At 71.9% G+C, this 26,643-nt stretch carries 22 protein-coding genes, 3 pseudogenes and 1 riboswitch; of the genes and pseudogenes, 5 read left to right on the top strand and 20 right to left on the bottom strand.

Going from position 1 to position 26,643, the window contains the following annotated elements; translation table 11 throughout:
* Positions 1-41: 41 nt before the first annotated feature.
* Positions 42-1,433, bottom strand: a complete 1,392-nt coding sequence (locus tag WJ438_RS33285; RefSeq protein ID WP_406728495.1) for a peptidase C39 family protein — start codon at positions 1,431-1,433, stop codon at positions 42-44.
* Positions 1,434-1,739: 306 nt separating this feature from the next.
* Between WJ438_RS33285 and WJ438_RS33280 the strand changes: the two genes are divergently transcribed.
* Together WJ438_RS33280 and WJ438_RS33275 are read left to right on the top strand one after the other, a co-directional pair.
* Complete coding sequence (locus tag WJ438_RS33280) at positions 1,740-2,360, top strand: uridine kinase (protein WP_406729885.1); 621 nt, start codon at positions 1,740-1,742, stop codon at positions 2,358-2,360.
* Between the two features lie 431 nt (positions 2,361-2,791).
* Positions 2,792-4,663 carry an AAA family ATPase gene (locus WJ438_RS33275; RefSeq protein WP_406729884.1) on the top strand — a complete coding sequence of 624 codons (1,872 nt, stop codon included), beginning with the start codon at positions 2,792-2,794 and terminating at the stop codon, positions 4,661-4,663.
* 27 nt (positions 4,664-4,690) lie between these two features.
* Here WJ438_RS33275 and WJ438_RS33270 read toward each other — a convergent pair.
* The 8 genes and pseudogenes from WJ438_RS33270 to WJ438_RS33235 form a co-directional block, all read right to left on the bottom strand.
* Positions 4,691-4,931, bottom strand: a pseudogene (locus WJ438_RS33270) (hypothetical protein); the annotation flags it as partial.
* 323 nt (positions 4,932-5,254) lie between these two features.
* Entirely contained in the window at positions 5,255-5,725 is a 471-nt protein-coding gene (locus WJ438_RS33265; protein ID WP_406728494.1) for a PH domain-containing protein, read from the bottom strand.
* 25 nt (positions 5,726-5,750) lie between these two features.
* Entirely contained in the window at positions 5,751-6,614 is an 864-nt protein-coding gene (gene hisG, locus WJ438_RS33260) for an ATP phosphoribosyltransferase (RefSeq protein ID WP_406728493.1), read from the bottom strand.
* A gap of 46 nt (positions 6,615-6,660) precedes the next feature.
* Positions 6,661-6,933 (bottom strand): phosphoribosyl-ATP diphosphatase, encoded by a 273-nt coding sequence (locus WJ438_RS33255; RefSeq protein ID WP_406728492.1) that lies wholly within the window; start codon positions 6,931-6,933, stop codon positions 6,661-6,663.
* A 34-nt stretch (positions 6,934-6,967) separates the two neighbouring features.
* A complete protein-coding gene (gene ribH, locus WJ438_RS33250) occupies positions 6,968-7,453 on the bottom strand; it encodes a 6,7-dimethyl-8-ribityllumazine synthase (RefSeq protein ID WP_406728491.1) in 486 nt (161 codons plus the stop codon).
* A gap of 18 nt (positions 7,454-7,471) precedes the next feature.
* Complete coding sequence (locus WJ438_RS33245) at positions 7,472-8,761, bottom strand: bifunctional 3,4-dihydroxy-2-butanone-4-phosphate synthase/GTP cyclohydrolase II (protein WP_406728490.1); 1,290 nt, start codon at positions 8,759-8,761, stop codon at positions 7,472-7,474.
* Entirely contained in the window at positions 8,758-9,402 is a 645-nt protein-coding gene (locus tag WJ438_RS33240) for a nicotinamide riboside transporter PnuC (protein WP_406728489.1), read from the bottom strand. Before WJ438_RS33240 ends, WJ438_RS33245 begins: the two co-directional genes overlap by 4 nt.
* Entirely contained in the window at positions 9,399-10,013 is a 615-nt protein-coding gene (locus tag WJ438_RS33235) for a riboflavin synthase (protein ID WP_406728488.1), read from the bottom strand. Before WJ438_RS33235 ends, WJ438_RS33240 begins: the two co-directional genes overlap by 4 nt.
* Before the next feature lie 143 nt (positions 10,014-10,156).
* Positions 10,157-10,287: riboswitch (FMN riboswitch) on the bottom strand.
* A 456-nt stretch (positions 10,288-10,743) separates the two neighbouring features.
* Here WJ438_RS33235 and WJ438_RS33230 point away from each other — a divergent pair.
* Complete coding sequence (locus WJ438_RS33230) at positions 10,744-11,502, top strand: SDR family oxidoreductase (protein ID WP_406728487.1); 759 nt, start codon at positions 10,744-10,746, stop codon at positions 11,500-11,502.
* Between the two features lie 101 nt (positions 11,503-11,603).
* Here WJ438_RS33230 and WJ438_RS33225 read toward each other — a convergent pair.
* Both WJ438_RS33225 and WJ438_RS33220 read right to left on the bottom strand, forming a co-directional pair.
* A pseudogene (locus WJ438_RS33225) lies at positions 11,604-12,029 on the bottom strand (ROK family protein); the annotation flags it as partial.
* Positions 12,030-12,095: 66 nt separating this feature from the next.
* Positions 12,096-12,554 (bottom strand): acyl-CoA thioesterase, encoded by a 459-nt coding sequence (locus tag WJ438_RS33220; RefSeq protein WP_406728486.1) that lies wholly within the window; start codon positions 12,552-12,554, stop codon positions 12,096-12,098.
* A gap of 174 nt (positions 12,555-12,728) precedes the next feature.
* On the opposite strand from WJ438_RS33220, the gene WJ438_RS33215 reads away from it, so the two are divergent.
* Entirely contained in the window at positions 12,729-14,147 is a 1,419-nt protein-coding gene (locus WJ438_RS33215; RefSeq protein WP_406729883.1) for a uracil-xanthine permease family protein, read from the top strand.
* Here WJ438_RS33215 and WJ438_RS33210 read toward each other — a convergent pair.
* The gene (locus WJ438_RS33210; protein ID WP_406728485.1) at positions 14,129-15,364 is read right to left on the bottom strand and encodes a glycoside hydrolase family 6 protein; all 1,236 of its coding nucleotides are present in this window, start codon (positions 15,362-15,364) and stop codon (positions 14,129-14,131) included. The genes WJ438_RS33215 and WJ438_RS33210 overlap by 19 nt on opposite strands.
* 234 nt (positions 15,365-15,598) lie before the next feature.
* Here WJ438_RS33210 and WJ438_RS33205 point away from each other — a divergent pair, with 234 nt between their 5' ends.
* Complete coding sequence (locus WJ438_RS33205; RefSeq protein ID WP_406728484.1) at positions 15,599-16,285, top strand: DUF5995 family protein; 687 nt, start codon at positions 15,599-15,601, stop codon at positions 16,283-16,285.
* A 44-nt stretch (positions 16,286-16,329) separates the two neighbouring features.
* On the opposite strand, the gene WJ438_RS33200 is transcribed toward WJ438_RS33205, so the two are convergent.
* From WJ438_RS33200 to WJ438_RS33165, 8 genes and pseudogenes are all read right to left on the bottom strand, one after another.
* A complete protein-coding gene (locus WJ438_RS33200; RefSeq protein WP_406728483.1) occupies positions 16,330-18,042 on the bottom strand; it encodes a flavin monoamine oxidase family protein in 1,713 nt (570 codons plus the stop codon).
* 54 nt (positions 18,043-18,096) lie between these two features.
* Positions 18,097-18,885: a carbon-nitrogen hydrolase family protein gene (locus WJ438_RS33195; protein ID WP_406728482.1), complete on the bottom strand. Its 789-nt coding sequence runs from the start codon at positions 18,883-18,885 to the stop codon at positions 18,097-18,099.
* A gap of 292 nt (positions 18,886-19,177) precedes the next feature.
* On the bottom strand, positions 19,178-19,315 hold the full coding sequence (locus WJ438_RS33190) for a hypothetical protein (RefSeq protein WP_406729882.1): 138 nt from the start codon (positions 19,313-19,315) through the stop codon (positions 19,178-19,180).
* Between the two features lie 63 nt (positions 19,316-19,378).
* On the bottom strand, positions 19,379-19,858 hold the full coding sequence (locus WJ438_RS33185) for a nitrate- and nitrite sensing domain-containing protein (protein ID WP_406728481.1): 480 nt from the start codon (positions 19,856-19,858) through the stop codon (positions 19,379-19,381).
* Positions 19,859-20,045: 187 nt separating this feature from the next.
* On the bottom strand, positions 20,046-21,248 hold the full coding sequence (locus WJ438_RS33180; protein WP_406728480.1) for an MFS transporter: 1,203 nt from the start codon (positions 21,246-21,248) through the stop codon (positions 20,046-20,048).
* A gap of 167 nt (positions 21,249-21,415) precedes the next feature.
* A pseudogene (locus tag WJ438_RS33175) lies at positions 21,416-23,601 on the bottom strand (bifunctional polysaccharide deacetylase/glycosyltransferase family 2 protein).
* Between the two features lie 813 nt (positions 23,602-24,414).
* The gene (locus tag WJ438_RS33170; RefSeq protein WP_406728479.1) at positions 24,415-24,867 is read right to left on the bottom strand and encodes an Lrp/AsnC family transcriptional regulator; all 453 of its coding nucleotides are present in this window, start codon (positions 24,865-24,867) and stop codon (positions 24,415-24,417) included.
* A gap of 91 nt (positions 24,868-24,958) precedes the next feature.
* Positions 24,959-26,401: a GuaB1 family IMP dehydrogenase-related protein gene (locus tag WJ438_RS33165; protein WP_406728478.1), complete on the bottom strand. Its 1,443-nt coding sequence runs from the start codon at positions 26,399-26,401 to the stop codon at positions 24,959-24,961.
* Positions 26,402-26,643 lie beyond the last annotated feature (242 nt).

Genomic DNA, 26,643 nt, shown 5'->3' with positions numbered 1-26,643 from the left:
CCCCCTCCGTGCGGCAGGCGGAGCCCGCCGCACGGACCGGTTCAGCGCACGCCGACGGCCGCGAGCGCCTTGCGCATGCGCGGGGCCGGGCGCGCCGGAAAGTACAGGTAACAGACGCCGCCGGTGCCGGAGACGACCTTGCCGGAGGCGTTGTACCGCTTGGTCCTGAGCCAGATGTTCTCCCACTCGCGCCGCCGGTAGACGCGTCGGACGGCCGCGTTGTCCGGGGAGGCGGGGTCGTTGGCGATCACGTCGCCGTCGTCGGTGAACCCGATCACGGTCATCAGGTGCCCGGCCGTGCCGTATCCCGCTCCGGTCAGCTCCTCCTCGCGGAAGGACTGGGACGTGATGACCGGGATGCCCGCCCCGATCAGGGTCTCCAGGTCGCTCAGCGAGCCGAGCCGGGTGACGACGCCCTGAAGGCCCTCGAAGGTGGCCGCGTAAGCCGCGTTGAACGGCCAGTTGCCGCAGCCGGCGTACTGATGGTCGTAGGTGTGGCGGGCCGCGTGGCACACCTGCGGGTCGGCGTAGGACGGGTCGACCCAGGCCAGCTGCTCCTCGGTGAGCCTGCCGCCCCAGTACTCGATGATCATTTGCGAGGAGGTCGGGCTGCACCAGGCCTCGCCGCCGTTGTCGTACTCCGGATATTGGCCCTTGTGGATCTCCTGCGAGTAGCGCGGGACGATCAGCTCCCGGGCCGGGCCGGGCGGGGAAGCCGGGACGGTGAAGCGGTCGGGGATGTCGGAACCCATCGCGCCGAGCCGCCACACGGTCGGGGTGAGCGTCGTACCGGGACGACGGTGGAGGGTCAGCCGCAGCCGGTACGAGACCAGGCGCAGTCCCGAAGCGGGGTCGTCGACGGCGAGGGTGTCGGTCCACACCGTGCTCCGGCCGTCGCTCTGGTCGTCCACCGAGGTGCGCCGGATGTCCTGGTCGCCGGCCGCCCAGCGGCCCATCACATACCAGGGCGTGTCGGTGCCGTCCGTGTAGGTGCCCTTCAACTCGACCTGGATCCAGGTGCCGTCGGGGGTGCGCGCGTTCCAGGAGGTGATCGCCTCGGTCGCCGGCACGGTGAGCCGGTGGACGGGTGAGGTCCAGGTCGCGTACTCCCAGGCGGCGGTGTCGCCGGTGTGCGGATCGGTGTAGTCGGTGGTGCCCGCGGCCTTCGCGATCACCAGGCCGGGACGCACGTCCGCGACGGCCCGGGTTCCCTCGGCGGTGCCGCCGCGCCAGTCGCTGTAGGAGGTCCAGGCCCTGTTGTCCACGGGGCGGGCTCCCGCGGCCCGTTCGGGGTCCGCGGAGCCGCCTGCCGGGCCGGCGGCGGACCGGCCGGTCGCGGTGCCGGCGGACGCCGGGCCCGCGCTCGACGCGGCGGCGGCGACGACCGCTGCGGCCAGGAGGGCTCTGCGGGACGGCTGTTCGGCTCTACTCATGGGTGGAGGACCCCCAGGTGTCGGAGTCGGTGCAGGTCCGGAGCACGGTGGGCCGTACGGCGTACGGCCACCGGGTGGAGCGGATGTCCGCCCACTATGAACGCACCGGGGCCGACCCCGCCAGCACCCCGGACCGTGCCGCGCCGACCAATATGGGACTCGACCAATGGCACACATGTCGGCGGATCGACGGATCGGCGGGTCGTCCCGGGGCACGGGCACCGGCCACCAGGTACCGGTCAGGTTCTAGAGTGCTCGCGTCACCGTCTCTCCGTACGCCGCCCCGCCCCACCCCAGGAATCAGCCATTCACGATCTCGTCTCCCGCATCCGCGGCCTCTCCCCCTCCTGCGGACCCGCCCGGCTCGTCGGTGTCGACGGACACGCCGGGTCCGGGAAGTCCACGTTCGCCGGTCGGCTGGCCGGAGCACTGGGCGGCGCCCCCGTGCTCCGGCTCGACGACATCGCCAGCCACGAGGAGTTGTTCGGCTGGACCGGGCGGCTGCTGAGCCAGGTGATCGGTCCGCTCGGCCGCGGCGAGCGGGCGTACTACACCCCCTACGACTGGCGGGCCCGCGACTTCGGACCGCCGCACCCGCTGCCGCCCGCCCCGGTGATCGTCGTCGAGGGCGTCGGAGCGGGGCGCCGGGCGCTGCGGCCCCACCTGGCGCTGCTGCTGTGGATGGAGCTGCCCGCGGAGGCCGCCTGGTCGCGGGGGCGGGCACGGGACGGGGAGGAGCAGCGGGAGTTCTGGGAAGGGTGGGTGGAAGCGGAGCGCCGGCACTTCGCAGGTGATCCTTCACGCCCCTTCGCCGATCTTCTGGTGCGGGAGCGCGAGGAGGGGTACGAGGTACTCGCTGGGCCTGCCGGGACGGCTGAACCCCACCCTCCACTTACGCACGGTGACGGCCCGTCCGCAATGTGCTGAACTCGTGAAGGGCCTTGTCGGACAAGTCGCCGGAGTGCTCCAACTCCGCTTGACCAGGGGCCCGTACAGGTCTTACGTTCTCAATGTGCGGCCATTCGGAGCCGCCCGCAGACGCGAAGCCCCCGATTGTTCCCCGTGATCGGGGGCTTCGTTCTGCCCTCTTCCTCCTTCTTGGCCGCTGCTCGGCATATGTTGATCACTCTCGGTCACAGCACACCCTCGGAGCTCTCCCGCCCGCCTCGATTCTTCGGCGGGTGCGGCACCCCTGCGGAGGCGGCGCCGCCGCAGGTACGATGCCTTCGGTGCGACCTACGGACGCCGCTTCGCGCACCGTGCAACTCCGGTCCGCGGCACAGCGGTTCGCCTCAGGGCAGCCGGCGGGCGAGGACCGGTGGGGCATACCGGCGGAGCACGGTTTGTGGGGGGACGTGATGGACTTCGGCACGCAGGGCCCGCAGGCCCCGGCCGACCTCGCCTGGCTGCGGGGCGTGGACGCCTACACCATGGGCGCCTATCCGCAGGCGGAGGAGGAGTTCCGGGCCGCGGTGCGGATCGACCCGGGGATGGCGGACGGCTGGCTCGGGCTGCACGCGCTGCGCGTCGACACGACGGCCTCGCTGCTGCGCATGTTCCGACACCGGGACCGTTTCGGCGAGCAGCGCACCCGGCACCGCCGTACCCTCAACTCCTGGTATTGGCTGGGCTGGTGGGTGCAGCCGGTGTTGGAGAGCCCCCGCGACCTGCTGCTCGCGCACGCCTCCCACTGGCTGGACGGCCGTCACGTCCCCGAACTGGACCGCGCGCTCGCCGGCCTGCCTCCCGTGGACACCGACCCGCAGGTCCGCTTCCTGCACGCCTGCCGCGCCTATCTGGTCAAGGACTGGGAGCAGTTGGTCCGGCACACCGATCCGCTGCACGACGATCCGCTGCTCGGCATCGAGACGGGCCTGTTCGGCGGTATGGCCCGGGTGCGCCTGGAGATGTACGGGCAGGCCGAACCGCTGCTGTCGGCGGCCCTGATGCGCTGCCGCAGCGAGCAGCCGCAGCGCAAGGAGCTGCGGTACTGGCTGGCGCGCGCCCACGAGGGCACCGGCCGCAGCGCCGCCGCGGTCCCCCTGTACCGGGCCGTGCACCGTGTCGACCCGGCCTTCATGGACACCTCGGCCCGGCTCGCCGCCATAGCCGAGGGGGACGGCTACGACGACTCCGCCGATCTCGGCTCGTTCACGCTCGGCGGGGCGGGCCCGGACCTGCTGGACGGCCCGGACCCACTCGACCCGCTGTTCGGCACCGAGGGCCGCGATCTGCTGCTGTCCGAGCCGGACCCTCAGCCCGCTGCCCCGCGGCTGGCCGCGGGACCTTCGGTGCGCGAGCGGACCGGCGACCCGGTGTCGCCGCTGCCCACGGGCCCCACCGACCCCGCCTTACTGGAGGAAGCGCTCGCCGAGCTGGAGCGCATGGTGGGGCTGGAGCCGGTGAAGCGCCAGGTCAAAGCGCTGTCGGCGCAGTTGAACATGGCGCGGCTGCGGGCCGGGCAGGGGTTGCCGGTGCAACCGCCGAAACGGCACTTCGTCTTCTCCGGCCCGTCCGGCACCGGCAAGACCACGGTGGCTCGCATCCTGGGCCGGGTCTTCTACGCCCTCGGGCTGCTCGGCGGGGACCATCTCGTGGAGGCGCAGCGGGCCGATCTGGTCGGCGAGTATCTGGGGCAGACGGCGGTGAAGGCCAATGAGCTGATCGACTCCGCGCTCGGCGGGGTCCTCTTCGTCGACGAGGCCTACGCGCTCTCCAACTCCGGCTACGGCAAGGGCGACGCGTACGGCGACGAGGCGCTCCAGGTACTGCTGAAGCGGGCCGAGGACAACCGCGACCACCTGGTGGTCATACTGGCCGGCTACCCGGAGGGCATGGACCGTCTGCTCGGCGCCAACCCGGGGCTGTCCTCCCGCTTCACGACGCGCGTCGACTTCCCGTCCTACCGGCCACTCGAACTCACCGCGATCGGCGAGGTGCTGGCCGCGGAGAACGGCGACGTGTGGGACGAGGAGGCGCTGGACGAGCTGCGGTCCATCGCCGGTCACGTGGTGGACCAGGGGTGGATCGACGAGCTGGGCAACGGACGGTTTCTGCGGACGCTGTACGAGAAGAGCTGCGCGTACCGGGATCTGCGGCTGTCGGCGTACCCGGCGTACCCGGGCACGCTGAGCCGGGAGGACCTGGCGACGCTGCGGCTGCCGGATCTGATGCAGGCGTACGGGGAGATGCTGTCCGGGCGGGGCCCCCAGGATCCGCCTGCGGCCTGACACCGGCGGATCCCGCGGTCCCGGAGGTCAGCGGATGAGCGCTCCTGCCGGAGCACCGTTCCTGGACTCGGTCAGTCCGACGTCCGCCCCGACGTCCTGAGGCACCCCGGCGTCCTGAGGCACCCCGGCGTCCTGAGGCGCCCCGAAGTCGGGAGGCGTCCCGGTGTCCAGCCGTGCGCCCGGCGTCTCACGGTGTGCCCGGGTCCCGTACCTCGCCGACCAGCAGCTCCAGTACGTCCTCCAGGGCCACCAGGCCGAACTCGGCGCCACGAAGAACCCGTTGGCGAGGATTAGCAGGAATGCGGCTGCGAGGAGCAGCAGGGGGCGGTCATGATGCCGCCGCTTGCGCGCGGTCACGAACCTCGTGGAACGGGTTCGCGCTATGTCGACGGGGGGCGGCGCAGGTACTGCAGGACGATCCGTCCATCGCCGGAGAGGATCACTCCTCGGTGGGCCGGAGCCCCTGGGGCACCGGACGGGGCGGCAGGGGCGGAGGCGCTGTCGGCGCGCCTCCGCCCACCAGATCAATCAAGACAGGGGCGACCGCGTCAGGTTGGACGACCCCGATGTCTCCCCGAGGTGCCCCCCGGATCAGCCCTGTGACGCGTCGGGGTCGGCCGTGGAACGTGCCGCGGCGAGCGCTCGCAGGGCCCGCGCGTCGGCGATGGCACGCTCCCTGGCGATGCCCGGCTGGATGCCGAGCACGGGCATGCTGGTGCCGTCGCTGAGGTCGAGGAAGACCCAGGGGTCACCCGGACGGAGGTTCACCTGAAGGATCTGAGCCCATTCGAGGCGGCGCCTGCTGACGATGTTGACGACGGTGACGCCGGTCTCGTCGGCGTCGACCCTCGGCCGGGCCAGCAGCGTCAGTCCGCCGGCCAGCAGGGCGGCGGTGAACACGAAACTGATCCGCTCGCCCGGGTTGACCTGTTCCAGCAGCAGGGCGACCAGGGAGATGGCCAGGAAGAGCGCGACGGCCGCGGTGAGCAGCACCGCGCGGGTGCGGCCGGGGCGGAAGGTGACGGGGAGCTCGGGCAGCTGCTCCGAGGGGGCGTCCGGCATGGTGCGGCTCCGGGATCGGTCCGGGTCAGAGACGGCAGGCATGGATGGCCGTGGTGAGGATGGCGCGGGCACCGATGTCGTAGAGGTCGTCCATGATGCGCTGGGCCTCCTTGGAGGGGACCATGGCGCGGACGGCGACCCAGCCCTCGTTGTGCAGCGGGGACACGGTCGGGGACTCCAGGCCCGGGGTCAGCGCGACGGCCTTCTCCAACTGCTCGACCCGGCAGTCGTAGTCCATCATCACGTAGGTACGGGCGACGAGGACGCCCTGGAGACGCCGCAGGAACTGCCCCACCTTGGGCTCGACGGTCTCGCCGGGCTCGGCCGCGGCGCCGGTGCGGCGGATGACGACCGCCTCCGAGGTCATGATCGGTTCGCCGATCACCTCCAGGCCGGCGTTGCGCAGGGAGGTGCCGGTCTCGACGACGTCCGCGATGACCTCGGCGACGCCCAGTTCGACGGCGGTCTCGACGGCGCCGTCGAGGTGGACGACGGAGGCGTCGATGCCCTGTTCGGCGAGGTGCCGGGCGACGATCCCCTCGTAGGAGGTGGCGACCGTCCTGCCGCTGAGGTCCGTGACGCTCCGCACGACACTGGGCTTGGCGGCGAAGCGGAAGGTGGAGCGGGCGAAGCCGAGGGGAAGGATCTCCTCGGCCTCGGCGCCCGAGTCCACCAGGAGGTCCCGGCCGGTGATACCGATGTCGAGGCGGCCGGAGGAGACGTAGATCGCGATGTCACGGGGGCGGAGGTAGAAGAACTCGACCTCGTTGACCGGATCGACGATCCTCAGTTCCTTCGACTCCCGGCGCTGCTGGTAGCCGGCCTCATGCAGCATCTCCGCCGCAGGGCCTGCCAGTGAACCCTTGTTGGGGAGTGCGATGCGCAGCATGGGGTCGGCTTCCTTTGCGGTGTGAGTGGGGGGCGGGTGCCTGCGATCACAGGTGGGCGTAGACGTCGTCGAGGGAGATGCCGCGGGCGACCATCATCACCTGGACGTGGTAGAGCAACTGCGAGATCTCCTCGGCGGCCGCTTCCTTGCCCTCGTACTCGGCGGCCATCCAGACCTCGGCGGCCTCTTCGACGACCTTCTTGCCGATGGTATGGACGCCCTTTTCCACCAGTTCGGCGGTGCGGGAGGTGGCGGGGTCGCCGTGCGCGGCCTTGTGCTGGAGCTCGGTGAAGAGCTCCTCGAACGTCTTCTTGGACATGGTGGTCCTTACCCTACGCGGTATCGGGGCCTGCTCACCGCCAGGGTTCGGATACTGAACGCAGCGTGGCCGCGGTCGCCACCGCCGCGGTGACCGCCTCGTGCCCCTTGTCCTCGCCCGAGCCGGGCAGTCCGGCGCGGTCCAGGGCCTGTTCCTCAGTGTCGCAGGTGAGCAGGCCGAAGCCGATGGGCACCCCGGCGTCGACGCTGACCTGGGTGAGGCCCTGGGTGACGCCCTGGCACACGTACTCGAAGTGGGGCGTGCCACCCCGGATGACGACACCGAGGGCGACGACCGCGTCGTAGCCGCGTCCGGCGAGGACCTTGGCGACGACCGGGAGTTCCCAGCTGCCGGGGACCCGCAGCAGAGTAGGTTCGTCGATGCCGAGGTCGTGCAGGGCGCGCAGGGCGCCGTCGACCAGTCCGTCCATCACCTTCTCGTGCCACTGTGCCGCGACGACGGCGACGCGGAGGTCTCCCACGTCGCGTACGGACAGTTCCGGTGCACCCTTGCCGCTCACGTCTCTCCTCGGTTTCTCTTACTGGTTGCCGCAGGCCGGCACGGTCGGTGCGTCCAGCCAGGGCAGGTCGTGGCCCATCCGGTCGCGCTTGGTGCGCAGGTAGCGGAGGTTGTGCTCGCCGACGGTGACGGGCATCGGCTCGCGGCCGGTGACCTCGATGCCGTGGCGGACGAGCGCGTCGGACTTGTCGGGGTTGTTGGTCAGCAGGCGGACACCGCGCACCCCGAGGTCGGCGAGGATCTGCGCGCCGGCGCCGTAGTCACGGGCGTCGGCGGGCAGGCCGAGCTCGAGGTTGGCGTCGAGGGTGTCACGCCCGCGTTCCTGGAGTTCGTAGGCGCGCAGCTTGGACATCAGGCCGATGCCGCGCCCCTCGTGTCCGCGCAGGTAGACGACGACACCCCGGCCCTCCTTCTGGATGCGCTCCAGGGAGGCGTCCAGCTGGGGGCCGCAGTCGCAGCGCTGAGAGCCGAAGATGTCGCCGGTGAGGCATTCCGAGTGGACGCGCACGAGGACGTCCTCGCCGTCGCCGATCTCGCCGTGGACGAGGGCGACATGCTCGACGCCGTCGACGGTGGAACGGTAGCCGTAGGCGTTGAAGGTGCCGTGCGAGGTGGGCAGCCGGACCTCGGCCTCGCGGCGGACGGTGGGCTCGGAGTTCCGGCGGTAGGCGATCAGGTCCTCTATGGAGATGATCGTCAGACCGTGCTTGCGGGCGAACGGGATCAGCTCGGGCAGGCGCAGCATCTGCCCGTCCTCGCCGGCGATCTCGACGATGGCGCCGGCCGGGCGCAGTCCGGCGAGGCGAGCGAGGTCGACGGCGGCCTCGGTGTGGCCGTCGCGCACGAGCACGCCCCCGGAGCGAGCGCGCAGCGGGAAGATGTGGCCGGGGCGGACGAGGTCGTCCGGCTGGGCGGTGCCGCTCGCGAGCAGTCGGAGGGTGGTGGCGCGGTCGGCGGCCGAGATGCCGGTGCTCACGCCATGGGCGGCGGAGGCGTCCACGGAGACGGTGAACGCGGTCTTCATCGACTCGGTGTTGTCCTCGACCATCTGCGGGAGCCGGAGCCGGTCCAGTTCGTCGCTCTCCATGGGGGCGCAGATCAGTCCGCGGCATTCGCTCATCATGAAGGCGACGATCTCGGGGGTGACCTTCTCGGCGGCGATGACGAGGTCGCCCTCGTTCTCGCGGTCCTCGTCGTCGACGACCACGACCGGGCGGCCGGCCGCGATGTCGGCGACGGCCTGTTCGACCGGGTCGAGCATCAGGTCCTCGACGTCCTCGGTGCCGTACAGGATCGGTGCCGTGCTCATGCCGGCGCTCCTTCCAGGGCGGGCCGCGCGTCCTCGCGGGAGCGCAGCCACCAGTCGCGCAGTCCCCACAGGACCAGCACGCCGTAGATGACATAGACGAAGCCGGAGAAGGCGAAGCCGTTGGCGAAGTTCAGCGGTACGCCGACGAGGTCGACCAGCAGCCAGGCGAACCAGAACTCGACCATGCCGCGGGCCTGGGCGTACATGGCGACGATGGTGCCGACGAAGATGTACGCGTCCGGCCAGGGGTCCCAGGACAGGGACGGGTACAGCGTGAACAGTCCGCCCACCGCGAGGGTGCCGACAACCGCGGCGCCCGCCAGGAGCCCACGCTCGCGCCAGGTGGCGAACCGGACGGCGATGGAGCCGTCCTGCGCCTGCTGCCGGCCGCGGTTCCACTGCCAGAAGCCCCAGGCGGCGACCAGCATGACGACGATCTGCTTGCCCGCGCTGCCGGAGAGGTGGGCGGTGGCGAAGGCCGCGAAGAGGATCAGGCCCGAGACGAACTGGGCGGGCCAGGTCCAGAGGGAGCGTCGCCAGCCGAGGGCGAGGGCGATCAGACCGATCACGTTGCCGATCATGTCCGACCACTTGATGTGCTGATCGAAGAGGGTGAACGCCTCGGAGTTCAGCCAGTTCACCGCGTGGCCCCCTCACCGATCACCCGGTCGCCGATCATCCGCTCGACGTACTTGGCGATGACGTCCACCTCGAGGTTGACCGGGTCGCCGCTCTTCTTGAGGCCGAGGGTGGTCAGGGCGAGCGTGGTGGGGATCAGGCTGACCGTGAAGAAGTCGGGTCCGGCGTCGACGACGGTGAGGCTGATGCCGTCCACGGTGACGGAGCCCTTCTCCACGACGTAGCGGGAGAGTTCGGCGGGGAGCGAGATCTTCACGATCTCCCAGTTCTCGGACGGCTTGCGCTCGAGGATCCGGCCGGTCCCGTCGACGTGCCCCTGCACGATGTGGCCGCCGAGGCGGGCGCCCAGGGCCATGGGGCGTTCGAGGTTGACACGGGAGCCGACGGCGAGGGCGCCGAGGCTGGAGCGATTCAGGGTCTCGGCCATCACGTCGGCGGTGAACTCGTCGCCCTCGTGGTCCACGACCGTGAGGCAGACGCCGTTGACGGCGATCGAGTCGCCGTGCTTCGCGCCCTCGGTGACGACGGGGCCACGCAGACGGAAGCGACAGGCGTCGTCGAGAGTCTCGACAGCGGTGATCTCGCCCAGTTCTTCGACGATTCCGGTGAACACTTCCCGGGTCCTCCTGCCTCTTCGGGCACGGACTCCGGGGCTGTCGACGACGACAGAAGTACGGGCAGGAACACCGGAAGCGACGCCGGACGGAGTCCGCCCCAGGGCGAACCGATACGGCGGCGCGCACGAATGCCCGCCCGCCGCGCACTGCCTCCCATCCGGACTTTAACCGTCGGTCCAGGAATTTCACCTGGTCAACCGGCCACTGGAAGCGGCCGGGTCGCGGACTGTAACCGCCGGTTCGGACTTTCACCGACCCCGGAGTGCGCTGCTGCTGGTACAGGGCCCAGTGTGCCATGCCCGGCCGCCACCCATACAGGCGAGGGGTGTGGGGTGCCTCACACGCGAGGGCGCCGTACGCCGCCGACGCCGCGCGGGCCCCCACGGTCAGCGCTCGGCCGCCACGCGCCACCGGCGCACGATCGGCGCACAGCAGCCCGACTCGCGCCCATTTCGCACCCTTGAACGCCGTCGAACGCCGTCGAACGCTCCCCCGGGACTGCCCTCCCCATTGACCACAGTGGTCTAGTCCTCTTAGCTTCTGATGCGGCCTCCGCAGAGACCGGCCCGGCGGCGGTGACGACGGCCCTTGCCCGCCGCCGGGCCTCATCACCCCGCCCGCCGGCATCACCCGTGGTCCCGTGTCACATTCGCGGCCGCTGATCCGTCCCTGTGGACGAGGGTGCTCCAGCGGGGAGCTCCCGTATCTCCCAAGGGGCTGAGCAGCATGACCACGATCCTGGTGACCGGCGGCACCGGCGCCCTCGGCCGGCACCTCACCGAGCGGTTGCGGACGGACGGGCACGAGGTCCGGGTACTCAGCCGGCACTCCCGTCCGTACGCCGTCGACCTGCGCAGGGGCGGCAGCACGCTGGACGAGGCCGTCGCGGGGGTGGACACGATCGTCCACTGTGCGACCACACCGCGCGGCGGTGACGAGCAGGCGGCGAAGAACCTCCTGGCGGCGGCGCGGCGGGCCGGGGTGAGGCACCTCGTGTACATCTCGATCGTCGGGGTCGACCGGGTGCCGTTCGGCTACTACCGGACCAAGTTCGCGGTGGAACGGCTGATCGAGGAGTCGGGGATCGGCTGGACCGTACTGCGCACGACCCAGTTCCACGACCTGCTGCTCACGGTGTTCCAAGGGCTGGGCAAGCTTCCGGTGCTGCTGTTGCCGTCCCATGTGAAGGACCAGCCGATCGACGTGACCGAGGTCGCGGACCGCCTGGCCGAGCTGGCCCGGGGCGGGCCCGCGGGACGCCTCGAGGACATGGGAGGCCCTGAGGTGAGGACGTTCGACTCCCTGGCGCGCTCCTACCTTCAGGCGACGGGACGACGGCGCGCGGTGGTCAGGGTTCCGCTCCGAGGGGCCGCCTACCGCGCCTTCCGCGCCGGCGGCCATCTCGCCCCGGAGCGCGCGGTGGGCAAGGGCACCTTCGAGGAGTTCCTGGCGGCGCGGGCGGGGCGTGGACGCGTCGGCGAGTAGGCGCGCGAGCCGGAGGGCGCCGAGGCGAGCGCCCCGGTGGCGGGGCCGGGCACCTGCGCGGCGTCGGCGATCGGCGTCAAGGGCGGTGTCAGGGCGCGGTGTCAGGGCGCGGTGTCAGCGTGCGGTGCCCAGCCTGCGGGTGGGCCGAAGAGCTCATCCTGGGCGCGGTCCCGGGCCGTCAGGAGGGCGCCGCGCAGCACCGCGCCGCCGCCCAGGACGCTCGCGCGCACCTCGGTGGACAGCGGTGACATCCGGGCCGTCCGGTCCTGTACGCGGGCGGCGAGTTCCGTACCGCCGGCCTGGCCGATCTCCCCGCCGAGCACCACGCATCCGGGATCCAGCAGCGCCGCCACCGACGCGACCCCCACGGCGATGCGGCCGGCGAGGGCGTCGAGGAAGCGCGCGTCCACCGAGGCCGGTTCCTCGCGCGCCCGTGCGGCGGCGGCCCGTACCGCCCCCGCCGCCACCGGTTCCGTGTCCGGCTCGGCCGCGATCCCGTACTCCCCCGCCAGCTCCGCGATCGCCGCTCACGGTGTTGTCGTGCGGTCTGGCCGGGTTCGCGGGCGTGCTGCGCTCCGGGGACCGCGTGAAGGTCATCCGCCCGGACGCAGCAGTTCCCGGCCCGCGGCCCTGAGCGTCTCGCTCCAGGGCGCCGGGCGCAGGGTTTCCGCGTCCAGCCGCACCAGCACCCGGCTGCCCCGCGCGTAGGTCACCGCCCCGTCCCGCGAGCAGAAGCGGAAACCGTAGGTCAGTCCGGTCGTCCCCAGCCGCTCCAGCCACAGGTGGACGGCGTACGCGCCGGGCCGGGTCACCGGGGCCTCGTAGCTGATCCGCAGCTCCTTGACCGCGTTGCAGGCGTCGCCGGCCGCCGCCCAGTCGCCCTCGAAGCGGATGCCGTGTTCCTGCCACAGATCGGTCCAGGCCCGCTCGACCACCAGCGGATAGCGCGCGTTGTGCAGCAGCCCCAACGCGTCGAGGTCGTCGAAGTGGACGGTCACGGGGATCAGCCGGCCGTACGACAGGGCGGGGGCGGTCGGGGCTTCGGCGGTCACGGGCGGAACTCCTGGTACGTACGGAATGAGTGCCGCATACACGAACAACGGCGCGCCCTCATCCTAAGCAGACGCTCAGACACTCGGAGGACGCCCGGCCACGTGTACGAAGCACACCTGTTCAGCCCCGACAATGGTCCGAACACGCTGCACGAACGACGAAAGCGACAGCCCATGGATCTCGGCGTCCGCTGGACACTTCACGGAGACGGGCGCACCCCGGCTCCCGGCGCGGTGGTCCGCCCCGACGAACGGCTCTCCTGGCCCCGCACCGCGGGGCTCGGCGCCCAGCACGTCGTGGCGATGTTCGGGGCATCCTTCGTCGCCCCGGTACTGATGGGCCTGGACCCCAACCTCGCGATCATGATGTCGGGCGTCGCGACCATCGTCTTCCTGCTGGCCACGCGCGGCCGGGTGCCCAGCTATCTGGGCTGTTCGCTCTCCTTCGTCGGCGTCGCCGCGGTCATCCGGGCCCAGGGCGGGTCGAGCGCCACCGTGACCGGCGCGGTGTTCGTGGTCGGGGCCGCGCTGTTCCTGGTGGGGCTCGCGGTGCGGCGTTTCGGGGCGCGGATCATCCACGCCGCGATGCCGCCGATCGTCACCGGCGCGGTGGTGATGCTGATCGGCTTCAACCTGGCGCCGGTGACCGCCGCCACGTACTGGCCGCAGGACCAGTGGACCGCCCTGTTCGTGATGCTGTTCACCGGCCTGGCGGTGGTGTGCCTGCGGGGCTTCTGGTCCCGCATCGCGATCTTCCTCGGGCTGGTCTTCGGATACGCGCTCTCCTGGGTCCTCGACCTGGTCTTCGGCCAGATCCACTCCACGGACGCGAGCGGCAAGGTCACCGACCACTGGCGCCTGGACCTGTCCGGCGTGGGCCAGGCCGACTGGATCGGTCTGCCGAACCTGCACGGCCCGTCCTTCGAGTGGTCGGCGATCCTGGTCGCCCTGCCGGTTGTCATCGCGCTGATCGCCGAGAACGCCGGGCACGTCAAGGCCGTCGGCGAGATGACCGGCGACGACCTCGACGACAAGCTGGGCACGGCCATCTCCGCCGACGGCGTCGGCTCCATGCTGTCCACCGCCGTCGGCGGCCCGCCCAACACCACCTACTCCGAGAACATCGGTGTGATGGCGGCGACCCGTGTCTACTCGACCGCCGCGTACTGGGCCGCCGCGTGCTTCGCCCTGCTGTTCGGCCTCTGCCCGAAGTTCGGCGCGGTCGTGGCAGCCATCCCCGGGGGTGTGCTCGGCGGCATCACCGTCATCCTGTACGGCATGATCGGCCTGCTCGGCGCCCAGATCTGGATCAACGCCAAGGTGGACCTGCGCAATCCGCTGAACCTGGTACCGGCCGCCGCGGGCATCATCATCGGCGTCGGCAACGTCACGATGGAGTTCACCGACACCTTCTCGCTCAGCGGCATCGCGCTCGGCACCCTCGTCGTCATCACCGGATACCACGCGCTGCGCGCCTTCGCGCCGGCCCACCTCAAGACCCAGCGTCCGCTGCTCGACGCGGGCACCTCCGCCTACGACGACAACGGCGGGGGCGAGGCGGACGACGGGAGCACTCAGCGCGCCAAGTCGTAGGCGGACGACGGGGTGAAGGTGCCCGGCGCGCCCTTGCAGCCGTCCGACTCCCCCGGCAGCCTCACCCAGAGGTAGGCGTCGATCCCGGCCTCACCGGTGCTGAGCGTCGGGGTCCGGCCGGGCTTGCGGCCCGCGGGGTCGCACCATTCGCCGTCGGCCGGGGCGCCGTTGCCGTTGCGGCTGGTGTCGATCACCGCGCCCAGGCCCGGCGGGCCGCCGAGCGCGTCGAGCACCTGCCGGTCGTGGGCGACCTCGTCGGCCGTCTCGTGGAAGGGGGAGAAGTTGCTGAAGACGCCGTCGGAGGAGGCCGCCGACGCGGCCCCGGCTCGCCGCAGCCAGTCGGCCTGTTTCGCGGGCGCGTTCCAGCCGGAGTGCCCGGCGTCGTAGTAGACGCGCGCCCGGGGGCGTCGGCTGCTTGCCGGGGAGAGTGTGCGCGCGGGTGGGTGCGACTCGATCGTGTGGTGGTCGGCGGGCGGGCGTGCGGTGTGGTGGGCCGTGCGGGGTGACGTGCTCGTGCGCTCCGGGACGCCGGGTACGGCGCCTGGCGCGGTCCCCTGCTCCACCGGAGTGATGGTTCGGGGCCTCCCCGTCGCCTCCGGCCGTGCTCGTGCCGCCGGGCCGTGCGGGGAGTCGGCCTCCGGGTGCGGACCACGCACCGGATGCGTGTCGCCGCCCCGGGGGCGAGTACGCCGGGGACCCGGGGGCACCTCCCCCGCCCTCGAGGCAGCGGGGGAGCGCCCAGGACCGTTCGGGGCGTGCGGCTGAGCGGACTCAACCCTGCTCAGCCCAGAGGAACGGTTGGCCTCCGTCAGTACCCGTCCGGCGCGGGCCAGCGAGGCGAAGCGGTCGGCGCCCTGCCCCGCGCAGAGACATTCGACCTGGGCGAGGGAGTCCGGCTCGAGGATCACGATGCCCTCGCCGGACCTCAGCCCGGCGGCGAACCGGTCGATCCAGCCGTCGTAGGCGTCCATGTCGGAAGCTCCGTCCCGGGAGTGCCCGCCGCAGTCGCGGTCGGGGATCGCGTCCGGCACGACGACGGGCACCCGGCTTCGCGCGGCGCCGGCCGAGGTGATCGCACGGGGCTCGGGGGAGGCCGACGCGGACGGGGACGGCACCTCGGGCGACGGGGACGCCGACGGCACGACAGGCAGTGCTTCCAGCCGCGGCGACGCGGTCACCTCGGGCCGTGCCTCGCCCGAACCACGTCCGTCGCCCACCGCGGAGAGCACCACCGGTGGCGGTGCCGACCGCGACCACGAGGGAGGCGGCCGCGACCATGGTGCCGCGCCGGGCCGCGCTTCTGCGCGCGGACCGCCGGGCAGCCAGGCGTTGGGCACGCGAGTCTGACACAGTACCGTTACCCCTCCCCCACGACGGGCGCGTTCCCCCGATCCGGGGAAGCGTCGGGCCCGCCGCCACCGACACCACACCAAAGGTGCGACTCTGCGCTCATGGCGCAATGCGAACAAGTCCGCACCCCCGTAGACACGGTCGTCTCCCGGATGCGCGCCCTCGGCTCCGCCCTGCCCCGCCGGGACGGGATCGCGGTCTTCAACCGCGTCTACCTCGCGGTGACGACGGAGGTGGACCGGCGCATCGACACGGGTCTGCTCGCGGACACGCGGGCGGCGGTCACCCTGGACGTGCTGTTCGCCGAGCGCTATCTGGCCGCCGTGGAGGCGGTGTCCGAGGGGCGCCGCCCACCGGCCTGCTGGCGTCCGCTGTTCCAGTTCCGCCACCATCCGGGCGTACGTCCGCTGCAGTTCGCGCTGGCGGGCATCAACGCGCACATCGGCCACGATCTGGCGCTCGCCGTCGTGGACACCTGCCGTACGCTCGGCTGCGAACCCGCCCATGTGGAGGACGAGTTCGACCATGTGGGCGACCTCCTGGTCACGCTGGAGGAACGCATCCGCGAGGACCTGATGCCGGGCCCCGATCTGCTCCAGCTCGCCGACCCGATGACCCATCTGGTCGCTGCGTGGAGCCTGGACCGCGCGCGGGACGCCGCCTGGACGGCGGCCCGCGCGCTGTGGGCGCTGCGCGGGCTGCCGGACGTCGCCGAGGAGTTCGCCGCGCGCCTGGACATGGCGGTCGGCTTCGCCGGACGCATGCTGCTCACGCCCCTGCCCGACTGACCCGGGCGGTCCGGCGGCCGCGAGCCGGGCGGGCTCCGGGGGGCTCAGTCGTCGGAGAGTTCCACCGGCGCGATCTCGTCGTAGACGTCACCGGGACCGGGGTTGGTCGCGTCGGTCGCTCCGCCGAAGTGGTGCATGACGCCCCAGACCGCGTTCAGCGCGGTCTGGACGGCGCCCTCGGCCCAGCCGGCCGTCCAGGAGATGTCGTCGCCGGCCAGGAAGACGCCCCGCTTGTCCTCGGGCAGCCGGTCCTGCATGAAATGCGTGAACAGGCGCCGCTGGTAGCGGTAGTGGCCGGGCAGGTTGGCCTTGAACGCGCCCATGAAGTAGGGCTCGTTCTCCCAGGAGACGGTCACCGGGTTGCCGATGATGTGCTTCCTGATGTCGACCGTCGGGTAAATCTCGCCCAGCGACTTCAGCATGACCTCCATCCGCTCGTTCGGCGACAGCGGCAGCCACTTCAGGCTGTCGTCGCACCAGGTGTACGAGAGGCAGATGACGGCGGGCCTGTCCGGGCCGTCGTCGAGCAGGTAGGTGCCGCGGGTCATCCGGTCGGTGAGCGTCATCGACATGACGTCCCGCCCGGTCGGGCTCCCGTTCTCGTCGACGGCCTCGTCCAGCCAGAAGGGCCGGTCCACGGGCACGAAGAGCTTGGAGCTCTCCATGTAGTGGGTGCGCTCGATGGCGGTCCAGTGATCGATGGGGAAGAGCGATTCGTCGCAGGCGATCTTGGAGAGCAGCATCCAGGACTGGGCGGTGAAGACGGCCGCCCGGTAGGTGCGGATGTCACCGTTCGCGTCCGTCACCGTGATGTGGTGGCCGGCGGTGCGGTGCAGCCGCGTCACCGCCGGGCGGGGCTCGCCGTCCCGGTGCAGGGACTTCAGCGAGGTGCCGTACGGCCAGTGGACGATCTTCTCCGGCTCACGCTCCCACAGGCGCAGCGGCAGCTGCTGGGAGCCGCCGACGATGCCGCGGTGGTGGTCGTCGGCCTCGGTGTAGACGACCCGCAGGATCTCCAGGATGGAGTTGGGGAAGTCGGTGTCCCAGCCGCCGGTGCCGAAGCCGACCTGGCCGAAGATCTCGCGGTGCCGGAAGGACTTGAAGGCCTCGGAGTCGCAGAGGAAACCGTAGAAGGTCTGGTTGTCGAGCTTCTCCACCAGCCGCGACCAGATCTCGCGGATGCGCGGGACGTCCCGTTCGCGCAGGGCGCGGTTCATGCCGGAGAAGTCGGCGCCCTCCTCCAGGCAGCGGTTCCAGGCGTCCGCCACGTCCCGGTAGACCTGTGGCAGGTCGTCGAGGGTCTCGGCGTAGTGGGACTCGCCCTTGAGGTCGACGACGGTCGAAGACGTCGCCTCGGCAAGGGGGTTGGGGAAGGGGCGGGTCTCGAGTCCCACCAGGTCGATGTAGTGCTGGAGGGCCGTGGAGGACGGCGGGAAGCGCATCGCGCCCATCTCGGCGGTGAGCGAGGGGTCGCAGCCCTCGAAACCGACGGTGCGCAGCCGGCCGCCGATCCGGTCGGCCTCGTACAGGACGGGCCGAAGGCCCATCTTCATCAGCTCGTAGGCGGCGATGATCCCGGACAGGCCGCCGCCGATGACCGCGACCTCGGTGCCGTGCTCGGTCGCGGGGATCTGCCCGAGGCCCGCAGGATGGGCGAGGAAGTCGTCGTACGCGTACGGGAAGTCCGGGCCGAACATGGTGATCTGCGGCTGCTGCTCGTCGGCGTGCTCGACGGCGTTGGGCACCGTGGACGTCATGGGGTACGGACTCCTTGCGTGAACGGTCTTCGAGGTGTCGAGGGAAGCGGGGGGTCAGCCGAGGGACCCGTACAGGCCGGGGCGGCGGTCTCGCAGATACGGGTTGTTCCCGCGGGAGGCGGCGAGGAGCGCGGGGTCCACGTCGGCAAGAACAAGTTCCTCGCCGCGGCCGGCCCGGGTCCGGGCGACTCCGTCGGGTCCGGCCAGGGTGGACAGCCCCGCGAACTCCCACTCTCCCTCCTGGCCGACCCGGTTGACGTACGCGATGTACATCTGGTTCTCGAACGCCCGCACCGGCACGACGGATTCGGCGACGAACTGGAACGGGTGCATCAGGGCCGTGGGCACCAGGAGGAGGTCGGTGCCTGCCAGGGCGTGGGCGCGCGCGTTCTCCGGGAACTCGATGTCGTAGCAGAGCAACAGGCCGACGGTGAGGCCGTTGAGCTCGGCCTGGACGACCGGCTGGTCACCCGGGGTGAAGTGCTCGCGCTCGAAGCGGCCGAAGAGGTGGGTCTTGCGGTAGTTCGCGAGGCGGGTGCCGTCGGCGGAGACGAGCTGGACGGAGTTGTGGACCGTGTCGGCGGCGCGTTCCGGGTAGCTGTAGGCGAGGGCGAGCCCGTGTCGGGTGGCCGTCTCCGCGATCGCGTCGGCCGCGTCGCCGTCGGCGGGCTCGGCGAGCACCGTGATGTCGTCGCCGAGGGCGTAGCCCGTCAGGAACAGCTCCGAGGTCACGAGCAGCCCTGCGCCGGCCGCGGCGGCGCGGCCCGCGGCCTCGTCGAGGACCTTGAGGTTCTCGACGACGGATCCGGGCCGTCCGGAGCTCTGGAGCAGGGCGGTACGCATGCGTGTTCCTCACCGGTACGCGGGGGTTTCGGGGGTCGCATAGACGCTACGTTCGGCCGGCGCGACCGGACAAGAAGGAGCCGTTGCGTGCCCATGAACGAACTGTTGCGTCCGCCGCGGGATCGGTGGCGATTCGTTGCGCGCCCCCGGTTCGGCGCCCGTGTCGGGGGCGGACGCGACGCCCGGGGCCGTGCTGGCCGTCCGTCCCACCTGTGCGGAGGCCGCCAGGGACCGCCGTGCGAAGCACCCGAGGGCCGCCGCGTGGGCATGGCGGTCGGGCGGGCCCCGGGGGTCACAGCTCCCAAAGCCGCACGACGGTCTCGCACAGCAGCACCGGGTCGGTCGCCGACCCGCCCGGTCGGCACGGTGCGCCGATCCACACCAGACCGGCCCCTGCCAGGTCGGCGAGCAGCACGCGGACGACGGTCAGGGGCAGGCCGGCATGCGCCGCGGGTTCGACGACCGGCAGCGGGCCCCGGCGACGAGGGCGTCCTCACGGGAGACGAACTCCCGCACTCGGACGAGTTCGACGACGATCCGCGCCTTCCGCGCGGGCGGCCCGGCCTGCTGTGCGGTGGGGGCGGACCGGACGTCGTCCGGGTTCCACGAGCGCGCCGTACGCGTCGACGGCCCGGTCCCAGGAGATGCCGCGGGACAGGAACCGATGGCGCAGTTCCTCGAGTTCGCCGGCGGCGCCGACCATGGTGTCGAGGACTTGGCGCTGCCGGCCGGAGAGCCGGTCACCCTCGCCGTCCCGGATCGCGTGGCGCATGGCGTTCGCGGCGCGGTCGGTGCGGCGCTGCTGTTCCCGCCGGTCCAGGGTCGCGGACGTACGGTGCCCCGCACCCGAGTACGTGGCGGCGAGCCGCCGTTCGATCCGGATCTGCCCGATCGCCGTGTCGACGGGCGTGTCGAAGTCCTCGTACACGCCCTGCAGCCGGGCCAGTGGGCGCAGTTCGCCGGTGACCGACACCTCTTGTGAAGGCCCACAGCGTCAGCAGGGCGAGCGCCGGAGCGAACGCGAGCGCGACGACGCGGGCGCGGACCGTGGCGGGACGGCCGAGGAGCCGGGCACAGCTCTCTTCCCAGGACGCTCGGGCGACTGGGCGGCGAAGCGGATACCGACCGGTAATACCGGTCGGTGTCGAGTGGCGCGCCACCTACGGGATGCCGCGCGGCGAGCGCAATGGCCTCATGAGCATCAGGAGCAACGCTGTCCCCAGATACGGCAGCGCGAACACGGCGAAGGCCATGCTGTGCCCGCCGCGTGAGGCGATCACCGCGTAGCCGCCGAACACCGCGACCGTGGCCAGCTCGGTGGCCAGTCCCGCGACCGAGGTCAGGGTGGCCCGCCCGGTGTCCGCGATCCGCCGCTGGAGTCGCGCGTCGGCCAGTACGGTCGCCGCCTGGAAGCCGCCGAAGGCGAGGGCGACGAGCACGAGCCCGGCCGGTGTGCCCGCGGCGGAGCCGACGGCCAGGGCGAGTCCGGCGCCCGCGAGCAGGCTCGCGAGGCCTGTCGTGCCGAGGCGTTCGCCCTCCCCGGCCAGCAGGCTTCCGGCCGTGGCGCCGGCCCAGACCAGCAGGAGCAGACAGGGAACCGTCTCGTCCGCGACGCCGGTGTCCCGCACCAGCAGCGGCGTGTACTCGTCGAGGGCGCCCCAGACCGCGCCCACGGCCGGTACGAGCAGCAGCCCGCCGCGCACCGACCGGTCGGCTCGGGCCTCGCCGAGCCCGGCGCGCAGGGTGGCGGTCCAGCCCTCGTGCCCGGTCGCCGGGCAGCGGTGCTCCGGAAAGCGGAGGGCCATGGCCGCGGTCAGCAGACACACCAGCACGCTCGCGGCGCCGACGGCGGTGTGACCGCCCCAGGCCAGCACCGGACCGGCGAGCCCCATGGCCGCCATCACGGCGACCAGACCCGCCGCGCGGGCGCGGCCCATGATCCGGGCGTAGCGGTCGGCCGCGTCGAGCCGCTCCAGCTCGTCGTACACCAGGGCCTCCAGCGCGCCGGACGCGAGCGCTCCGCCGGCGCCCCACAGCACGAAGCCGACCGCGAAGACGCCGTAGGAGGGCAGCAGTACCCACAGGGCGAAGCCGGCGGCGGTGAGCAGCGGGCCGAGCCACAGCAGCAGGCGCCGGGACACGGCGTCCGCCCAGACACCGGAGGGGACCTCCAGCAGGACGCCGGTGACCGACCAGAGGGCGAACAGGGAGGAGATCTGCCAGACCGTGAGACCGGTGTCGCTGAACAGCAGCGCGTACACCGGGTAGAGCAGCACGAAGTCTTCGAGGAACGCGTAGCCGTACAGCGTGGTCGTCAGCCGTCGGACGCGGAGGTCGGGCGCACGCGCGGGCGTGAGAGTCATGGGGCCTTCCCGTGAGGGCGGTTCGGACACCGGACGTGGAGGACGTACGGCATCCGGGGCGGCCCTCGGGAGGCACGACGGGTGGATCAATGTCGCCAGGTCATGACACCGATGCTAGACGCCCCCTGAGCCGGACGGCCCGTCGTTTCCGCATCCGCTCCCGCCGGTCACGGCTCCGGGGTGGAGGGCTGAGGGGGCAGCAGCACGTCTCCGCTGCGCTTGAGCTGCTGCCAGGGCAGCCGGTATCCGTTGATCGCGGTGAGGCACGCCTGGACGAGAACCAGGTACATCACCTGTCGGTAGACGACCTGTTGCAGCGGAAGCGCCCACAGGGGCCGGAGCTTTTCCCCGTCGAGGTGGAACGCGTAGATCGCGCAGACGGCCTGCACCGTCAGTACGGCGCTCCAGGCCAGCACCGTGCCGAGCGGGTCGCCGAACACCAGGCCGTACAGCGTCAGTATGTCGATCAGTGGGGCGAGGAGAGGGGTGAGAATCTGGAAGACGGCCAGCAGGGGCAGGCCGAGACGGCCGAAGTGGCCCCCATGGCCGCGTTCGAACATCGCGTGGCGGTGCTTCCACGCGGCCTGCATCGTGCCGTAGCTCCACCGGTAGCGCTGGCGCCACAGTTCCCGCAGCGAGGACGGTGCCTCGGTCCACGCGAGTGCGTCCTCGACGTAGCGGATCTCCCACCCGGCCCGGTGGAGGGCCATGGTGATGTCCGTGTCCTCGGCCAGGGTGTCCCCGCTCATCATTCCCGCGTCCCGCAGGGCGGTGGCGCGGAATGCCCCTACGGCACCGGGAATGGTGGGCAGGCACCGCAGCAGGTCGTACATGCGGCGGTCGAGGTTGAAGCCCATGACGTATTCGATGTGCTGCCACCGGCCGAGCAGATGCCGGCGGTTGCCGACCTTGGCGTTCCCCGCGGTGGCGCCGACGGCGGGGTCGGCGAACGGCTGGACCAGGCGGCGCACGGTCGAGGGGGCGAAGACCGTGTCGGCGTCCAGCATCACGATGAGGTCGTGGGAGGCCCGCAGGATGCCGGTGTTGAGGGCGGACGGCTTGCCTCCGTTGGGCCGGCGGATGACGGTGACCGACTCGATGGCGAGTGACTCCGCGATGTCGGCGGTGCCGTCGTCGGAGCCGTCGTCCACGACGATGATCTCGAGGGGATGGTCGGCGGCGGCCAGGGAGCGGAGCGTGTGGGTGATGCACAGTCTCTCGTTGTAGGCGGGGACGACGACGCTGACGGGCCGGGTGACGGGCTGCCCCGGCCGGTACCCGGGCGCGGGCACCGGCGGGCGTGGCGCCGGGCCAGGACGAGCAGCAGCACACACCGGGCGAGGACGAGCCCCCCGACCACCAGCAGCAGCACGGTGACGACCGACACCGCCGTCCCCGACACGGTCACGGCGGTCACGAAGATCCGGCCCTGCCACCGGGCCTCGGTGCCGACCGGACGGGTGAGGCTGTCGATGCCCAGGATGTTCGCGAAGGTGGTGAAGCGGTAGCCCTGGGCCTGGAGCCGGGGGATAAGGATCTTGAGTGCTTCGACGGTCTGGGACCTGTCCCCTCCCGCGTCGTGCAGGAGGACGACCGTGCCCCTGCCCGGCACGCCGGGTGTGGCCGCGTCGGCGATCGCTCGAGCGCCCGGCCGCCGCCAGTCCTTGGTGTCCTGGTCGATGAACGCCAGGACGTAGCCCTTGTCACCCAGGCGTCGGGCCACGGACCATGTGGGGGCGTTCAGGGCGGAGGGCGTCGCGGAGTAGGGCATCCGCATGAGCGAACTGTTGATGCCGCCGGCTCCCGCGAGGGCGAGTTGGGTCAGGGCCAGCTCACGGTCGATGGCGCTCGCGGACCGGGTGGTCAGGTCCGGGTGGGAGAAGGTGTGCACGCCGATCTCGTGACCGGAGCGGATCACCTTGCGCAGGATCCGAGGGTGGCGCGCGGCCTGCTGCCCGGTGACGAAGAAGGTGCCGGGCGTTCCGTAGTGGTCGAGGACGGCCTGTATGCGGGGCGTCCAGACGGGATCGGGGCCGTCGTCGAAGGTCAGGACCACCGTCCGCTCCGGTGCGCGATAGGTGCGCGGCGGACCATGGGTGGTGTCGAGGATCGGGCCGCCTTCAAAGACCTCCCGGGGGACGCCGGTGGCCGGTTGCTCGCTGCGCCCTTCCTGGTCACCGGCGAAGCCTCTGGTGGTGTACCCCTCGGCCAGGAGGACCGAGGCGACGAAGGCCAGCAGTATGAGGGGAACGACGAAACGGAAGCGGTGCCGGGACGGCAGGGACGCTCCCATCCGCCGCGGGCCGGGTGTCGTCGGCGGATGGCGGACCGGCCGGGGAGGGTGCCGACGCATCAGGGAACCTCGGCCACCGCGGGGTCGGGGGGCGGAGACGTGATCGCCTCCCCGGGCGGTGCGACGGGGCCGGACGTCGGCGGGGCGGGCGGCGTGGTGGGCTGCGGCGTTTCGGACGGGGGTTCGGGTGCCGGTGGAGCAGGTGGGCCATCGGTGTCCGCGGGAGGTGCGGATGGCGAGGGCGGAGGAACGGGCGTGCCGCCCGTGCCGGGTGGGGGTGCGGGAGCAGCAGGATCGTCGGGGGCCGGGGCGGAGGGTTGCGCCGGGGCGGGTGGCTCCGGTGTCGCGGGGACCTCCGGTGTCGCGGGGCCCTCCGGTTCCTCTGCGGCCGAAGGCGGCGGCACGCCGGCGATCGGCGGTCCCCCGGGTATGAGGAGCGGAGCACCGGGTGGGGTGAGCAGCGGAACCAGCGGCGTGCCGGGACCGGTCGCCGGCATCGGGGCGTCGGCTCTCCAGCGGCCCGCCGCGGGTGGGACACCGCGCGTCGGGGGCGCTCCGTCAGGGGGGTGCGCTTCCGGTACGGCAGGCGCCGCGGGGCCGTCGGGGAGGGGCAGCATCGCCCCCGGCGCGAAGGGCGTCGCCCCCATCAGACTCAGTCCCAGCACCGCCATGTACGAGGCGGCCAGGCCGGCCAGGCCGTAGCCGGTACGCCGGAGCATGCGTGCACGCCGGCCGGAGGAGTCGACGAACACAGGGGCGCGCGCATCAGCCGCCGCTTCCATCCCCGGATGTCCGAAATGAGAATGATGCGGCATGACGTCAGCGTACGCCGGAACCGGCGCTCCCAGGCCGGTCCGTTCCTGAGGTCCTTCCCTAGGTGGGCGACCCCGAGGAGAAGCGGCGCAGCAGCGGCGACAGCACCAGCACGGACTTGGTCCGCTCGACGAACGGCTCCCCCGCGATCCGTTCCAGGACCCGTTCGAAGTGCCGCATGTCGGCGGCGAAGACCTGGGCGACCGCGTCCGCCTCCCCGGTGACGGTGGAAGCGGACACCACCTCCTGGTAGCGCTCCAGGCCCCGCTGGATGGTCTCCGGGGAGGTGTTGCCGCGGCAGTAGATCTCGACGAACCCCTCGGTCTCCCAGCCGAGGGCGGCGGGGTCCACCCGGACCGTGAAGCCGGTGATGGCACCGATGGTGCGCAGCCGGTCCACGCGCCGCTTCACGGCAGGCGCGGACAGGCCGACGAGCTGGCCGATGTCCGCATAGGAGCGGCGGGCGTCCTCGGCGAGGGCGTGCACGATGCGTTCGTCGAGATCGTTCAGCACTGCGGGCGGTTCACTTCGCTTCTGGGAGGTCCGGAACGGGATCGGCGGGGGCCGGGGCCGGTACGGAATCAGCCGTGACGGCCGGGGGCGGTCAGGTCCAGCTGGCGTGCAGCGGCTTGCCCTCGGCGTAGCCGGCGGCGCTCTGGATGCCGACGACGGCCTTCTCGGCGAACTCCTCCAGGGAGCCGGCGCCGGCGTACGTGCAGGAGGAGCGGACGCCCGCGATGACCGAGTCGATCAGGTCCTCGACGCCGGGCCGGGCCGGGTCGAGGAACATGTGGGAGGTGGAGATGCCCTCCTCGAACAGCGACTTGCGGGCCCGGTCGTAGGCCGACTCCTCCGAGGTGCGGTTGCGCACGGCGCGCGCGGAGGCCATGCCGAAGGACTCCTTGTAGGGGCGGCCGTCCGCGTCGTGCTGGAGGTCGCCGGGGGACTCGTAGGTCCCGGCGAACCAGGAGCCGATCATCACATTGGACGCGCCGGCCGCGAGCGCCATCGCGACGTCGCGTGGGTGACGGACACCGCCGTCGGCCCACACGTGCTTGCCGTACTTCTTCGCCTCCGCCGCGCACTCCAGCACCGCGGAGAACTGCGGCCGGCCGACGCCGGTCATCATGCGGGTGGTGCACATGGCGCCGGGGCCGACACCGACCTTGACGATGTCCGCGCCGGCCTCGATCAGATCGCGCACCCCCGCGGCGGCGACGACGTTGCCCGCGGCGATCGGGACCCGCGGGGCGAGGTCGCGCACCAGCTTCAGGGCGCTGATCATCGACTCCTGGTGGCCGTGCGCCGTGTCGATGACGAGCGTGTCGACGCCTGCCTCCAGCAGCTGCTGGGCCTTGCCCGCGACGTTGCCGTTGATGCCGACGGCCGCGGCGATCCGCAGTCGGCCCCGCGCGTTGGTGGCCGGCGTGTACAGGGTGGCCCGCAGGGCGCCCTTGCGGGTGAGGATGCCGGCGAGGCGGCCGGCCTTGTCGACGGCGGGGGCGTAGCGCCGGTTGGCGCCGTCGAGGGTGTTGAAGGCCTCGCGCGGGTCCATGTCGGCGTCGATGAGCAGCAGGTCGCGGGACATGACCTCGGTGAGCTGCGTGAAACGGTCCACGCCGGACAGGTCGGTGTCGGTGACCACGCCGACCGGCCGGTGCTCATCGTCCACGACGACGCCCGCGTTGTGCGCGCGCTTGGGCAGCAGGGCGAGCGCGTCGGCGACGGTCTGGTGCGGGGCGAGCACGATGGGGGTGTCGAGGACCAGGTGGCGGCTCTTGACCCAGGAGACGACCTCGGTGACGACCTCGATCGGGATGTCCTGCGGGATGATCACGAGGCCGCCCCGGCGGGCCACCGTCTCGGCCATGCGGCGGCCGGCGATGGCCGTCATGTTGGCGACGACGAGCGGGATGGTGGTGCCCGTACCGTCCGGGGAGCTGAGGTCCACGCTCTGACGGGAACCGATGGCGGACCGGTTCGGCACCATGAAGACGTCGTCATACGTCAGGTCGTACGGGGGCTGGATGTCATTGAGGAAACGCACGTGCTGCACATCCCAGTCGATCAGAGGCGGCCCCCGGACAGGTCAGCCAAGGGGAAGAGCACGTACTTCATTGTCCCATGACGGCCGGAACGCCTTCTCCGGTCGGATCGGCCAGGCCGTGCCGTCAGGGGCTGGGAGGAATCTCCGAACGGTCAGGGCCACGGTGAGCGACGGGGTACGCAGTGCCGCCCCGGTGAACACCTCCTGCGCGGTCTCTCCTTCGTCGGGGCGCGCCGTCGCGT

This window comes from Streptomyces sp. GD-15H, assembly GCF_045291515.1.
Taxonomy (GTDB): Bacteria; Actinomycetota; Actinomycetes; order Streptomycetales; family Streptomycetaceae; genus Streptomyces.
This window is presented reverse-complemented; position numbering and strand designations above follow the sequence as displayed.

Excerpts from the sequence above, each read along its gene's own strand:
- hisG (WP_406728493.1), bottom strand. The coding sequence starts at position 6,614 with ATGCTGCGCATCGCACTCCCCAACAAGGGTTCACTGGCAGGCCCTGCG.
- WJ438_RS33265 (WP_406728494.1), bottom strand. The coding sequence starts at position 5,725 with ATGCCGGACGCCCCCTCGGAGCAGCTGCCCGAGCTCCCCGTCACCTTC.
- WJ438_RS33180 (WP_406728480.1), bottom strand. The coding sequence starts at position 21,248 with ATGACTCTCACGCCCGCGCGTGCGCCCGACCTCCGCGTCCGACGGCTG.
- WJ438_RS33200 (WP_406728483.1), bottom strand. The coding sequence starts at position 18,042 with ATGACGTCCACGGTGCCCAACGCCGTCGAGCACGCCGACGAGCAGCAG.
- WJ438_RS33205 (WP_406728484.1), top strand. The coding sequence starts at position 15,599 with ATGGCGCAATGCGAACAAGTCCGCACCCCCGTAGACACGGTCGTCTCC.
- WJ438_RS33245 (WP_406728490.1), bottom strand. The coding sequence starts at position 8,761 with ATGAGCACGGCACCGATCCTGTACGGCACCGAGGACGTCGAGGACCTG.
- WJ438_RS33230 (WP_406728487.1), top strand. The coding sequence starts at position 10,744 with ATGACCACGATCCTGGTGACCGGCGGCACCGGCGCCCTCGGCCGGCAC.
- WJ438_RS33215 (WP_406729883.1), top strand. The coding sequence starts at position 12,729 with ATGGATCTCGGCGTCCGCTGGACACTTCACGGAGACGGGCGCACCCCG.
- WJ438_RS33255 (WP_406728492.1), bottom strand. The coding sequence starts at position 6,933 with ATGTCCAAGAAGACGTTCGAGGAGCTCTTCACCGAGCTCCAGCACAAG.
- WJ438_RS33285 (WP_406728495.1), bottom strand. The coding sequence starts at position 1,433 with ATGAGTAGAGCCGAACAGCCGTCCCGCAGAGCCCTCCTGGCCGCAGCG.
- WJ438_RS33195 (WP_406728482.1), bottom strand. The coding sequence starts at position 18,885 with ATGCGTACCGCCCTGCTCCAGAGCTCCGGACGGCCCGGATCCGTCGTC.
- WJ438_RS33275 (WP_406729884.1), top strand. The coding sequence starts at position 2,792 with ATGGACTTCGGCACGCAGGGCCCGCAGGCCCCGGCCGACCTCGCCTGG.